Genomic DNA, 13,420 nt, shown 5'->3' on the forward strand with positions numbered 1-13,420 from the left:
TACATTTAGAAGCTAGTAAGTTGACCACAATTAAACGATACTATAAATCTATAAAAATCTCAATATCCTTTTGTAAACTTATTGCACAAGTTCTTCGCAATAACAAAAATGAACGTACAAGTTTCATCCAAAACTATTAAAATGTTACGAACCAGTTATTGTCTATTAGAAAAAGATCAATCATGATTTCCTATTTCAATTAAACAAAATCAGTGAGAAAGGATCAATGAAATGACTGGCCCAATTTTTGATTGCCCCTCTTGATTATTGGACCCATTTTCTTAATCTTCCTCGTTTTAAATAAAATAAGAGAAATCAAATTGATTTCTCTTATAAACTATTTATGGTATGGTTCATCCTCATGTTATGAGATTTTTCATGTTGAAGCAGCCATTCCTTCCTCCATAGACCTCCTGCATAACCGGTTAATTTCCCATTTGAACCGATTATTCTATGGCAAGGGATCACAATGCTTAACTTGTTTTTCCCATTTGCACTCCCTACTGCTCTTATCGCCTTTTCATTTCCGATGGAAACAGCTACCTCCTTATAAGATCCCGTTTTAGCATAAGGTATTTTTGTTAAAGCATTCCAAACAGTTTTTTGAAAATCAGTCCCTTCAAATTGATATGGGAATGTAAATTCCTGGCGGTTTCCCTTAAAATATTCGTCAAGTTGGTTATAGCATTCTGATAGAACCAGAGGGGTTTCCTCTTGTAATAAATTCTCTTTTTTATTCTCTTCAGAAAACAGTATAGAAATGATGGCTTCATGAGTACCGATTATTTCGATCATGCCAATCGGTGACTCATAGTCTAATTTATATATTTTTGTCATATAAGGACCTCCATAGGTAAAAGGTAGCATATGCCTGCCAACCCTCCCAATTTGCTGCGTATTCTTCTATTTCTTCTCTAGTTGGTTTCCTCTCTAGACCTAATAGATTCTTTAAGGCATTATGAAGACCGACATCCGCAATCGGAAAGGAGGAAATTTGATGTAAGCATTTCATCATCACATAATCTGCCGTCCATGCCCCGATACCTCTTATCAACATTAATGATTTTTGCACTTGATGATAATCTTGTTTCTGAAGCAATATTTCTTTTGTTAATTTCCCACTTTTCATATCTTTAGCAATTCCAATGATATATTCAGCCTTCCTAGTAGTAAATTGAAGTTGCCTTAAATCATCTACACTCAAAGAAGCTATTTTTTCAAATGAAGGGAATAACCAAAATTTTTCTCCTTCGAAGGTTAAACACTCGCCAAATTGTTCAACAAACCTTTGTTTTAATGTGTAAGCAAATGGTAAATTAACTTGCTGTCCCATTATTGCCCATGCAATCGCTTCAAATAAATCTGGAATACACATAATCCGTAAGCCAAAATATTTATATGCCAGTTTCTTTAAAATTTTATCCTTACTAGCCATTTGATAAAATTCTCTTAAATCCTGAGCCAAATCAAACCATTCCCAAATATACTCTCCCGTTTTTTTACGAGTGAAAATTGATGGATTACTGCTTGGGAATTCAATCTTTAGGCAATTATTGATATATCCTATTTTACATAAAATCAAAGAGTCTTTAATTTTTATTAATTTATAGACAACTCCGTCTTTAATTTGATGAAGCACTTCCTGATTAGACCTTCCTAAAAAGATTAAACACTCTTCAAAATTAAATTCCTTAGGAGGATACATCTCCAAATAAGATTCACAATCAATCCAATTCATTTAGGAAGTCCTTTCGATATTCACTTGGTGAACAGTTTTTTAAGCTTCGAAACACTTTATAAAAGTTGGATGGACTTTGAAATCCTACCTCATAGCAAATCTCTAAGTTTGTCATACTTGTGCATTTAAGAAGATGAGTTGCTTTATCGATACGTATTTTTTCTAAATAAGTACGAGGTGTCTCAGAGGTTTCTTGTTTAAATAAGCGTTCCAGATAATAAGGACTTAAACCGACGTGATTCGCTATATCCTTCAATAATACATTCTGTTTATAATGATTGACTAGGAAGGTAGTAATCCTTCTGACAATCATAATATGCGGGGATTGTTCAACTTCTGGCTGACATCTTTTACAAGGACGAAAACCTGCCTCTTCCACTTCATTAATTTCATGGTAAAATTCTACATTCACTTTTTTAGGCTTTCTTGATCTGCAAGAAGGACGGCAATATATTTTCGTTGTTTTTACTGCCGTAAAAAATAGACCATCGTATTTACGATCACAAGCCATGATTTTATCCCACATCTCATCAAATGAAAGATTGATATTAGTTACCATGCACTCCACTGTCCTTTCTGCAAACCCCAGACATTTCCCGGAAATAAAATGTTATTTAAAAACATCTCAATCAATTTCTGAAACAAGTGCATTTTACTTTCCAGTGTATATTGGACTCATTTTAACAAGTAATCAACTCTATTTCATCCTCATTCTTGCTCTTATGGTCTTCTTTAAGTTAAGAAAAACTTGCTTATCGCCAAGTTCTAATAGCGAAAGCCTTAGTTTTTCTTATACTATCATCAATAAAATCATACTTTCTGATAGTCCAAAAAGGTGAAGCTATGTTGTGCTTTACTTTTAAAGTTATGTTCTCTAAAACTCATCATTTACTTGTACCTTGTTGGTTCAGAGAAATTTTACTCATTATTAAAGAAAACCTCATATACTCATGATACAGATTCACCGTAACGATTAGCTGAAAAACAAATAAGGCCAGCTCATTAGATGAACCGGCTTTAATAAGGGGGCGTCCGTTAGATTTTCCATCATTCATTTGAAAAAGTCATATCAAATCACTTTACTAGCAAAGAAGTAAGAAATCTCTATCCTTATCCGTTGAGCTTAAGCTTCCTTTTTATACGGATGGCTACTACTTCAAGTAAGATAGCAATGGCTAATATAAAATAGGTAATTGCACCAATTTCTCTGATGTCTAAATAGAAATTGCTGGCCATGAACATATCAAAACCGATTCCACCTGCACCTGCTGCTGCACCCATTGCAATAGCAACCGCGAAGTTAATTTCAAATCGCAGGAACGTCCAAGATATCATGTAGGTGACCGAAGATGGAATAACTGCTTGAAAGATAATCTGCCACCAGTTTGCTCCGCTCGCTTGAAGGGCTTCAATTACTCCTTTATCCAGTTCTTCAAAAGACTCAGAATAAGCCTTCACCAAATAGCTTACTGAGTGAAACGTCATCCCTATAACTGCCGCTACACTCCCGAGGCCAGCCGCCACCGCAAAAATTAACACCCACAAAACGGTTGGAACCGCTCTTATAAAAGCAACAAGTCCCTTAATAACGGATGAAATCCGCTTATTAGTTAGATTTTCAGCAGCTAATAACCCCAAAAATACAGCGATAATTGCCCCAAATAAAGTCGTTAAGAAAGCGAGCCCTAAGGTAACAAAAACTTGATAAAGCGCATGTGTAAACGTAAAATGCTTAAGATGCGGCTCTAGAAACATTGCTTTTAAATTCGCAAAAGTCCCCAGAATAGCTTCACCAATATCGAGCTCTTTGTAATCAAAACTAAAAAATGCGTATACCGTTAGAAATGCTAGTATGACAAGTGTACTTCTAATCACCCAGGTTGATTTAGTCAACTTTTTGATTTTTATTTGTTTTTTCAAGTGAGGCTTCAGTAATTGTTTTGCTGAATTTAATTGTTCCTTTGCTTCCATTACAGAATCACCCTTCTTACGTAATTCGATACAGCTTCAATGCATAATATAGCTGCAATAATAACGACGACAACCAAAGAAGCAACATCGTAACTTAAACTTTTGTAATACAGGTTAAAAGTGAAGCCGATTCCTGATCCGGTAAGCAAACCTATCAAGGTGGCACTTCTTATATTTGTTTCAATCATAAATAAAATCCAGCTAATCATTTGTGGAAGGCTTGATGGAATCACCGACTGAAAAATAATCGAAAAGTAACCTGCACCAGTTGCTTGTAACGCCTCGACTGAGCCTTCACTGATCTCATCAATCGTTTCAACAAAAGCTCTAGTTAAAAAGCCAAACGAACCAAAAAACAAAGCAAAATATCCAGTTAATGAACTTTGGCCAAATGAAAATAGTAGAATCATTGCCCAGGCTGCCACATCGATATTTCGAAAAATAGTAGCTATTCCTCTGCTAATGCTCCCAAAAATGGCATTCACTCTTGTCGTATTCGAGCCTAGAATCGCAAATAGTAACGCAACTACAGCACCGATTGTGGTGGCCGCAATTGAAACCAGCAGCGTTTCAATTAGTTTATCCAAAATTTCAGGAAGCTTGGTTAAGGATTCTTGCGTTGGATAAAAGTTCGTTAATCCCCACGAAACTGCCTTTGAAAAAGATGTAAAGCCTTTGACGACATTGTACTCCGTAATAATAATGGCTAGTAGAGTGACAGCAACTAAAATAGAAATAAACCCAAGCGTGTTTAGTTTCTTTTTCATGAAGAAATTAGCTTGCATGGATGCCTCCTACATCAAAAATAAGATTTTCAGCTTCTGACCCGTATATTCGCTGAATATCCTCTTTTGTAATGTTTGCAGGTGGGCCATTATAAACAACTTGACCATGGTTAATCCCGATGATTTTATCCGAGTATTTCAATGCCACATCCACTTGATGCAGATTGACAAGAACGGTAATGCCCATAGTCGTTGAAATGTTTTTCAAATGATCCATAATAACCTTAGCAGAATTGGGATCAAGAGAAGCAATGGGCTCGTCACATAGAAGCATCCGAGGATTTTGAATCAGAGCACGAGCGATTCCAACACGCTGTTTTTGACCGCCGCTTAATTGATCAGCGCGCTTATAAATATGTTCGTCTAAACCTAGAACATTTAAAATGTGTACAGCCTGCTCCTTTTCTTCCTGACTATATAGCCCGAGAATTCCAGCCAATGTAGATTTTTTCCCTAAATTGCCGTGAAGGGTATTTTCGATGACACTTAAGCGATTAACTAGATTATAGTGCTGAAAAATCATCCCGATTTTCGTACGGAGCTTTTTTAAGTCCTTCTTCTTCAGTTTCATCACATTCATGTTATCAAAAGTAATTTCTCCGCTCGTTGCATCAATCATTCGATTAATACAACGAAGGAGAGTAGATTTTCCCGCTCCTGATGGACCGATGATCGATACAAACTCCCCTTCATTGACGGAGAAGTTAACATCCGATAACGCCTTAGAATCAATACCAAATTGTTTAGACACTTGATTTACTTCTAATAAGGCTGACATAGGTTTAACTCTCCTTGCTATTTGGTCAATTATTTCGAAAGCTCACGAATTGGGTTGAACCAAGAATCCTCTACTTCAACTAAACGCTCATCCGCAGTTTTCTTAAACAATCCTGAAAACTCGGAATCCTCCGGAACAAAGACTTTTTCATTGTTCGCAATCTCATCAGACGTCATCACTTCAAGTAGTTGAGCTTGTAAATCCTCATCCACATTATCTGTATTGATAACAAATGGTGCATTTAGTACTGGAGTAACGGAAATAAGTGAAAATTCTTTTCCAACAACGGTATTAAATGGTTCTTCTGCATCTTCTTTTACTTTGTAAACCGCACCAGGTCTGTTTACTTCCCCATCTGCCAATTCCACATAATTATTTACACATGTATCACAGAAAGCCGCTACATCTGCTTTACCTGATAATAAATTGACTGCAGATCCTTGGTGAGAACCTCCGTATAAAACTTCGCTAAAGAATTTACCTTCGCCGCCTTCAAGCAAATCCTCTGCTGTTAAGTCTTTGAATTCTTCCTGTTGACTGAAGTAATCAACGATTCCTGTTGATGGAACTTTAAAACCTGATGTTGAACTATTGGATACAAAAGAGAATTTCTTGCCTTGAATATGATCAATCGCGAACTCATCGCCATTTTTATATTGGTCGACATTCTCTTTATTTACTGCTAACCAGCTATAATATACCGCATCTTCCAAAGTACCTGACTCACCAGTAGGAACGACCAACGGAAGAACTTTTTCATTTTTGTTATGTGCTTCAATGTACCCTTGTGCTCCTAAAAAAGCCATATCTGCGTTTCCATTGGCCACTGCTTCAATCGCAATAATATAGTCTGTTGTTGTTTGATGCTCAACCTTTTTACCTGTTTTCTCTTCAATAATTTTCCCTATTTCATCACGTGCTTCTGTAAGGTCTGCTCCAGATTCATTTGGAAGCCAAGCGATAGTAAGCGTATCTTTATTACCAGCTTCTCCGCCAGCAGAAGATGAACACCCAGCAAAAATCAATAACATAACTACAGAAAGTAAAGAAACTAACGTCTTTTTCATCATTTAACTCCTCTATCATTTTGTTATTTTAAATCACTTCTATACTCTATCAACTAATTGTCAAGCAATTATTAATCTTATATAAAAGTTTATTAAGAGTTAGTAAAGTTAGTAGAATGAGAGAAAATTCCATTCTGCATGTTGTACTCGCGATCACATAAATGATTCATAAACTCAAGGTCATGAAAGATGCCAAGCATCGTTGTTCCTTCCTTCATAAGCTGTTCAATAAGAAGTTTAACCTTTATTTTAGAATCATAATCTAAACTTGCTGTCGGTTCATCTAAAAGTAATAGCCTAGGTTTTTTCACCATCGCTCGAGCAATATTAAGCCTTAACTTTTCGCCCCCTGAAAAAGTGGTTGGATAGCTATCCCATAATTCTTGATCCAATTCAAAATGTGCGAGAATTTTCTCTGTTTCTTTTTCTGCCACTTCATGATCGTCCCCCATTTCAAGGATGGCCTGTTTCACAAGCTGTCTGGCCGTCGTTCTTGGCATGACATTTAAAAATTGAGATACATAACCAATCTCATGCTTCCTTAAATAAAGAAGTTCTCGGTCAGTAGCCTCAGCTAAATTTATTCTCCCGAATTTTTTCGAGTGGTACCAAATACTCCCGTGCTGGATGCGATAAGTTCCATAAATGCATTTTAAAATCGTCGACTTGCCACTGCCGCTTTTTCCCGTAATCCCGACAAACTCTCCTTCTTTGAGTTGAATATCCACACTGCTTACGGCTCGAATCTGTTTGCCCAAATTATGAAGGTCAAACGATTTAGATAAGTCTTTAATCTCTAGTAGGGTTTCCACTCACTCACCTGCTTTCTAAAATAGGAATGATTCATGCTAGATTCGTATACTGTTGATAGAATGAACACATCACGTCTGCATTAAATTCGATAATTGGTTCTTTGAATCAGCTTTCCGTCCACAAATACTCCCGTAATGACTGGGAATTCGTCAATTTTTTCAATAATAAGCAAATCTGCTTTTTTTCCTTCACGAATAGAGCCAATTTCTTCATCCATTTTTACAGCTTTTGCTGGGTTAATCGTGACTAGCTTCATCATGTCGACTAAGTCCATTCCATATTTTTCAACCAATTCAAAAATCGAATGAAGCATGGCCGCCGGATAGTAATCGCTACATAAAATATCAATTGATTGGTTTTGGATTGCTTCGGCTGCCCCTAAGTTCCCGCTATGTGAACCGCCAAGGAGAACATTTGGTGCACCGGCAATCGTATACATGCCGAGTTCCTGTGCCCTTTGTGCCACTTCTATCGTAATCGGAAATTCACTAATGGTTGTTCCAAAGCTATGAACGAGGTCAAGCTTTTCAAGAGAATCATCATCATGGGATGCAACGGCAATATTATGATCATGAGCAAGCTGAGCGATTTCCTTTATATCTTCAATTGATAGCTTCTCTTTCGTTTGGTGTTTATGAATGAGAACATCAATAGATGCATCACTGATATTGTTATAGCTTTTCACGGTATTTCGGTAGATTTCCAGATGACGATATTGCCCTTGGCCAGGAGTATGATCCATAAAAGAAACTAAATGCACTTTGTTCTCGATAATATAGCTTTTGAGATTATCCATTTCATTAACATTATCAATCTCAAATCTTGCATGGAATCGATGACGAACAAGATGCTTCATACTATGGGTCCGGTCAATTAAATCAATAAATTTCCGAACATTCTCAGGCTCACGGATCGGTTTATATTCGTAATCACTCCCTTTATACAGCGAAAGGGAATGGAACATTGTGGTAATACCGTGCGAAATCAACTGCTTCTCTGTTTCTCTTAAACTCAGGTCAAAATCCATCAGTGACGTAGGTCTTGGTGCTGCCATATGTTCGATATAATCAGAATGGATATCGATAAAACCTGGTGAAACATATCCTCCAGCTGCATCAACAACCTCTATATGTTCCTCGAATTTAATCTCACCCTTTGGCGCAATCTTCATGATTCTGTCCTCTTCGATTAAAAGATCATATCCATGTAAAATCGCTTCTTCGGTGATTAATCTTCCATTTGTTATCACAAACAAAGTACTTCCTCCTATAATGAAAATAATAATTCGTAAGGGTTGATTAAATGTTTCAAATCTTACAGCAACGAATGTACTAGTTGCTGTGTATATCGATGTTGCGGATCCTCGAGGATTTGATCTGTTAAACCTTGCTCAATGACCTTCCCCTCTAACATCACTAATGTTCGGTCTGCCAGCATGCGGATAACCCCTAAATCATGTGAAACGAGAACGATACTAATGTTTAATTCCCGCTGCAAACCTTTTATTAAATCGAGGACGCTTGCCTGTACCGAGAGATCTAAACCGGTCGTTACCTCATCCAACAGAAGAAGCGGAGGTTGATTGGACAAAGCTTTGGCAATTTGAACACGCTGCTGCATCCCCCCAGAAAAGTTTTTGGGAGCTTCTTTCCTTCGATGGACAGGGATGTTTACCTTATTAAGGAGCTGTGTACCTCTATTTTCCATCATGCCAACATGTTGATGACCAGCTGCTATAAGCTTTTCGGCAATATTTCCAATCGATGAAAAGTTCATTTTCAACCCTAATAAAGGATTTTGATATACTTTTCCCATGATGTTGTTGCGAATATAGCGCTGTTGCTGGGAAGACTCCTGAAAAAGGTTTTTCTCCCCATTATGGTACTCTGCAAGATAAGCCTCTCCAGAGGATACTTCCTGGTCAAAATAAAGACATTTCATCAATGTTGATTTTCCGCTGCCGCTCTCCCCGACAATGCCAAGGACCTCACCTGGAAAAACATCAAAGGATACATCTCTGCACGCATAGACCGTTCCACAAACCTGGCAGTAATTTTTAACTATAAAAGGAGATTCTCCATCGTGACAATGCGTGCAGCCAGGTCCATACTGCTTATTTAAGTTTTTAATTGATAAAACCGGAACTTCGAATTCAGCCATTTATTTCACTCCAAATGGTTCGACTTCATTTAATTTTTCAATACAATAACTTGTATCATTACATTGATAGAACGTTTCATTGGTTTCCTCATCTACAAGCTCATCTAAAAATACCCCAGTTGAACCACATAATTTACAATGCTTGTCCTCAAAGGACTCAGGCTCAAACGGATAATCTTCAAAATCAAGCGAAACGACCTTTGTATACGGCGGGACTGCATATACTTTCTTTTCACGACCCGCGCCTAACAGAATAAGTGCTTCACATTCATTTATTTTCGGATTATCAAAACGCGGTATCGGGCTTGGTGCCATCACATAGCGATTATGAACCATGACAGGGTGATCCGCTCCTGTTGTCATACTTCCGTATTTCATAATCTGTTCAAATAGCATCAGCCAAGCACCACTATATTCTTTCTCAGCATGAAGCTTTTTCGTTTCAGTCTCGCTTGGTTCATAATACCGGAGCGGTTCAGGAAGCGGCACCTGCAAGACAAGAATCTGTTCCTTCCTTAGTGGAACTTCTGGAATTCTGTGCCTCGATTGTATAAGGGTTGCCTCCGCTGTATGGTCCGTTGTTTTAACCCCGGTTGTATCAGAAACGAGCTTTTTAATATTGACGGCATTAACGGATTCATCCGAGCCCTGGTCAATGACCTTTAGAACATCATTTTTACCAATCAACGACAGGGTTAATTGCAACCCGCCAGTTCCCCAGCCTCTTCCAATTGGCATTTCTCTTGAGGCAAATGGAACCTGGTATCCAGGAATCGCAATCGCCTTTAGAGTAGCCCTTCTAATCTCTCTTTTTGAACCTTCGTCAAAAAACGCAAAGTTATAAGACGTATTCATCCGTTTTTCACCTCTTGTCCCTCCTTAGTTTTCGTCCCTTCTTTTTTCGTTTTCCTTACGCTATCAAGTTTGGATTGGAAGGTAACATAATGAGGCATTTTCAAGTGCGAGATAAAGCCCGTCGATTCCACAGAATCAATATGATAAAGAACAAATTCTTCATCATGGCTTGGGAAATCAGAATTTGGATGTTCAAGACAGTTATCTAAAATGCCCATGGCAATCGCCTTTGTTTCATTTTGGCCAAACACAAGACCATAGCCGATTTCAAATTCCATTTCCTTTTTTCCGTATTCCTTTTCAACGGAAACTGGCATGAGCATTTCTACTTCGGTAACTTTTATGTCGCCGATATAATATGCATCATCATCGTCTCCAGCCTCTGTTGGATGATCAATCGTAATTGGCAAAGAGCCAACGCGAAGCTCGCCAACAGTTGGATGCAAAGCCCCGTATCCCCTAATAACCGCATAGGCAAGGGAAGTTACGGCCCCTGTTTCCCCTCTAGTTAAAATTTGAAGTCTCTGACTTCTGCTTGATGGAAACTCCAAACTTTCTCTCGTCACATCATCTGGTTCAATATTGTTGTTTTCACATGGGGCAATTAAACCTTCTTTGCGTAAATAATCCAGTACCTTTGGTAAAGTTTGCTGATGACAATGCTCTTCATCTGAACAGCTTTCCTTTTGATATTGTTGAAGCCATTCCTGGACAATTTCATCCGTTTCTTCCATTAATGTAAAATCAAGTAACCGGTGTGTATAATCGGTTGTTGCCCCAAGAATTTGACCACCTGGGATATCTTTAAAGCTTGCTGAAATCCGACGCTCTACTTTCATGTAATTGGATTCAATCACGTTAGAATAGTGCTTCCGCGGAACCGTTGATCGATAAGCTCTTAACAGAAAGACAGCTTCTTCAGGATTTCCTTCTGCCTGCTTGATCGCTAACGCAGCCAGCGTCTCATTATATAGACTGCTTTCTGACATCACCTGATCTATTAATCCGCGCATGCCGGCTTTTATTTGGTCTACTTCTATGGTTTGTCCCTTATGAACTCTTTCATATTTTAAACGCTTGATAGACTCTTCAATGGCACGCGTTCCACCTTTAACGGCTACATATCCCATTCAACCATCACCCCATTTCTAGTAATTTGCGTCGTTCTAGGCAATGAGACAAGCTGATGAGTTTCATCGATAAACATCAAATCAATCCCTAACGGATATTCCTTGTTTTTTTCCTGGCGACTTTCAATCCAGTTTTCTTTTATATCTAAATAAACAGGCTTTGTTGTTTGAATTCCCGGACCGGTTAACATAAGAGCTTCCCCATTTGTCACAGAATCAACTTCAACGATAATCGTAGCGGATGTATGTGGGTTTTTTAATGTCCCAGACTTCGCATGGATGATTGCCTCTTCAAGTGAACCCTTCGCTGCATCTTTAAGGATTAGTAGATAATCAGCTTGAACTGTTTCAGTCGGCTTTGCATAGGTTAATTGATTGATTGTTTTCGAAACAGTGTCTGCTTGAGCGGAAAAAACCTTAAAGGTAACTTCCTGATCAAATAATGTTAGGGCCAATAATAACAAAGATGCTGTACAGCCTTTTGTTTCCTCATCCTCTACTAAAGCCGCCTCTTTCCTCAAATCGGAAATCAGCCCTGGCCTTGACGTAGAGTCAACTATTTTTCGATAAATAGATTGAAGATCATGAACAATATCTAGCTTCAAAATCTTTCCTCCTTATTAAACATCCATCGTTTCAAAATTTACTTTTGTTTTTAATATCGATTGTTGAGCATCAGCGATCTGTGCCTGGATCATTTTCTCCTCGTTTTCAAGAAGCTCCACCCACCCAATCGTTTCTGGCAGGTTTGCTTCAAACGCGGCATCAATTACAGCAAGATTATATGCCAGCTTCGGCTGGTCTCCTGTCACAATGCCAATTCCAATTGTTTTGTTAATTTGGACCTTACATTCTGTGACCAAAACTTCACCAGGATAAAACAAGCTTTTTTGTGAAGTCTCGCGTACTTTCAACATCACCAAACCACTTTCAGGTTCTTGAATAACCTTCACCTGGTAGTGTTCACTGATAACATTAGCCATTTCTTCTGATCGTTTTATAGAGCCATTGATTAAAATCTCAGTTCTTCGTCTTCTTTTCATCTAAAGGCCTCCGTATGACTTTGTTCTACATGTTTTACTCTATCTTGTTGCCAAGTATGTGAACGTAAAAAAACGATTAAGTTTGTATAGTTTTTGTAAAGGAAATATGAACAAAAGTGCAAAAGCCCTTAGTCAAAGCAATACAAACTGGGGAGCATCGACTGAGAAAAGAGAAACATGGTAAGCGTAGCGAACAGATGTTGACTTATCATAGGGATGATCTGAAGTTTACGTCTACAAAAAAAGAAATCAGCTTCTTTAATGGCCGATTTCTTTTGAACTACTTTTCTTTTAGAATTTTTTTGGTATTCCATGGTGATTGCTCTACTAACACCTTTAGATCAGATAAGTAAAACAATCGCTTCGATACATAATCTTCGAATATTCCAGCACTTTCCCCGTTTTCTTATCTGAACATCCAGACTCTAAGAGTAATAGGGGAACAAGGCTGGGACATTTTAATAGATCTCTTTCTACTTTACTTGGAAAAACGACACTTAATTGGCTGCTCGTTGGTTGAAAATCTGTGTAGCCTTGTTGTCGATAATAATGAAAAATGGAGGTAATTTCCTTTCCATCCCTTTCAATATGCTCAAAAAGAGATTGAGGCAAATACGATGTATGGACAGCAATTGGACAGTCTTCAACGATTCGCAATCGACTAATTCTATACACAGCATCTTCACGATTCACTCTTAACGTATGATAAATGGAAGAATTGTATGAAATTTTTTCACAGGATAGATTAACCGTTCTAAATTCATACTTTAACTCCTTCATTTTTTCAGAAAAACTCACATCTCCTGTTAAAATAAGCGGTATTTGCAGTTTTTGATTTTGAACATAGCTTCCTTTTCCTTGTTTTGAAAAAATATAGCCGAGTTCCTGCAAACGCTCATATGCCTTCCGAATCACTATTCTTGGTACTTGATACAGATCGGCTAATTCATTTTCTGATGGTAACTTATCATTCGGTTTATATTTGCCTTCGCGTATTTCTGAAATGAGCCGATCTACCAACAACGTTTTTTCCGACATAAGACTTTGCCCCTTTCAAAACCAAAACTATGTCTAGTATAC

General features: G+C 37.8%; 15 protein-coding genes. All 15 read right to left on the reverse strand.

Annotated features, from left to right (window positions below; all coding sequences use genetic code 11):
* Window positions 1–330 precede the first annotated feature (330 nt).
* Window positions 331–837 (reverse strand): methylated-DNA--[protein]-cysteine S-methyltransferase, encoded by a 507-nt coding sequence (locus AC4GZ8_RS14570; RefSeq protein ID WP_491082624.1) that lies wholly within the window; start codon window positions 835–837, stop codon window positions 331–333.
* On the reverse strand, window positions 821–1,738 hold the full coding sequence (locus tag AC4GZ8_RS14575) for a DNA-3-methyladenine glycosylase family protein (protein ID WP_491082625.1): 918 nt from the start codon (window positions 1,736–1,738) through the stop codon (window positions 821–823). The genes AC4GZ8_RS14570 and AC4GZ8_RS14575 overlap by 17 nt, the downstream gene beginning before the upstream one ends.
* A complete protein-coding gene (locus AC4GZ8_RS14580; protein WP_491082626.1) occupies window positions 1,725–2,297 on the reverse strand; it encodes a bifunctional transcriptional activator/DNA repair enzyme AdaA in 573 nt (190 codons plus the stop codon). Before AC4GZ8_RS14580 ends, AC4GZ8_RS14575 begins: the two co-directional genes overlap by 14 nt.
* Before the next feature lie 551 nt (window positions 2,298–2,848).
* Window positions 2,849–3,709, reverse strand: a complete 861-nt coding sequence (locus AC4GZ8_RS14585) for a PhnE/PtxC family ABC transporter permease (protein ID WP_491082627.1) — start codon at window positions 3,707–3,709, stop codon at window positions 2,849–2,851.
* Entirely contained in the window at window positions 3,709–4,494 is a 786-nt protein-coding gene (locus tag AC4GZ8_RS14590; protein WP_491082629.1) for a PhnE/PtxC family ABC transporter permease, read from the reverse strand. The genes AC4GZ8_RS14585 and AC4GZ8_RS14590 overlap by 1 nt, the downstream gene beginning before the upstream one ends.
* Window positions 4,484–5,272: a phosphonate ABC transporter ATP-binding protein gene (phnC, locus tag AC4GZ8_RS14595; RefSeq protein ID WP_491082630.1), complete on the reverse strand. Its 789-nt coding sequence runs from the start codon at window positions 5,270–5,272 to the stop codon at window positions 4,484–4,486. Before phnC ends, AC4GZ8_RS14590 begins: the two co-directional genes overlap by 11 nt.
* A 29-nt stretch (window positions 5,273–5,301) precedes the next feature.
* Window positions 5,302–6,339 carry a phosphate/phosphite/phosphonate ABC transporter substrate-binding protein gene (gene phnD, locus AC4GZ8_RS14600; RefSeq protein ID WP_491082631.1) on the reverse strand — a complete coding sequence of 346 codons (1,038 nt, stop codon included), beginning with the start codon at window positions 6,337–6,339 and terminating at the stop codon, window positions 5,302–5,304.
* 92 nt (window positions 6,340–6,431) lie between these two features.
* Window positions 6,432–7,151, reverse strand: coding sequence for a phosphonate C-P lyase system protein PhnL (locus tag AC4GZ8_RS14605; RefSeq protein WP_491082632.1), 720 nt, complete (start codon window positions 7,149–7,151; stop codon window positions 6,432–6,434).
* An 80-nt stretch (window positions 7,152–7,231) separates the two neighbouring features.
* Window positions 7,232–8,407 carry a phosphonate metabolism protein PhnM gene (gene phnM / locus AC4GZ8_RS14610; protein ID WP_491082633.1) on the reverse strand — a complete coding sequence of 392 codons (1,176 nt, stop codon included), beginning with the start codon at window positions 8,405–8,407 and terminating at the stop codon, window positions 7,232–7,234.
* Window positions 8,408–8,466: 59 nt separating this feature from the next.
* Window positions 8,467–9,312, reverse strand: coding sequence for an ATP-binding cassette domain-containing protein (locus AC4GZ8_RS14615; RefSeq protein ID WP_491082634.1), 846 nt, complete (start codon window positions 9,310–9,312; stop codon window positions 8,467–8,469).
* Complete coding sequence (locus tag AC4GZ8_RS14620; RefSeq protein ID WP_491082635.1) at window positions 9,313–10,167, reverse strand: alpha-D-ribose 1-methylphosphonate 5-phosphate C-P-lyase PhnJ; 855 nt, start codon at window positions 10,165–10,167, stop codon at window positions 9,313–9,315.
* Complete coding sequence (locus tag AC4GZ8_RS14625) at window positions 10,164–11,297, reverse strand: carbon-phosphorus lyase complex subunit PhnI (RefSeq protein WP_491082636.1); 1,134 nt, start codon at window positions 11,295–11,297, stop codon at window positions 10,164–10,166. Before AC4GZ8_RS14625 ends, AC4GZ8_RS14620 begins: the two co-directional genes overlap by 4 nt.
* A complete protein-coding gene (gene phnH, locus AC4GZ8_RS14630; protein WP_491082637.1) occupies window positions 11,285–11,902 on the reverse strand; it encodes a phosphonate C-P lyase system protein PhnH in 618 nt (205 codons plus the stop codon). The genes AC4GZ8_RS14625 and phnH overlap by 13 nt, the downstream gene beginning before the upstream one ends.
* A gap of 15 nt (window positions 11,903–11,917) precedes the next feature.
* Window positions 11,918–12,340, reverse strand: coding sequence for a phosphonate C-P lyase system protein PhnG (gene phnG, locus AC4GZ8_RS14635; RefSeq protein WP_491082638.1), 423 nt, complete (start codon window positions 12,338–12,340; stop codon window positions 11,918–11,920).
* 336 nt (window positions 12,341–12,676) lie between these two features.
* Window positions 12,677–13,378: a GntR family transcriptional regulator gene (locus AC4GZ8_RS14640; protein WP_491082639.1), complete on the reverse strand. Its 702-nt coding sequence runs from the start codon at window positions 13,376–13,378 to the stop codon at window positions 12,677–12,679.
* Between the last annotated feature and the right edge of the window lie 42 nt (window positions 13,379–13,420).

The organism is Metabacillus sp. RB-C-LZQ-3-1, assembly GCF_058315175.1.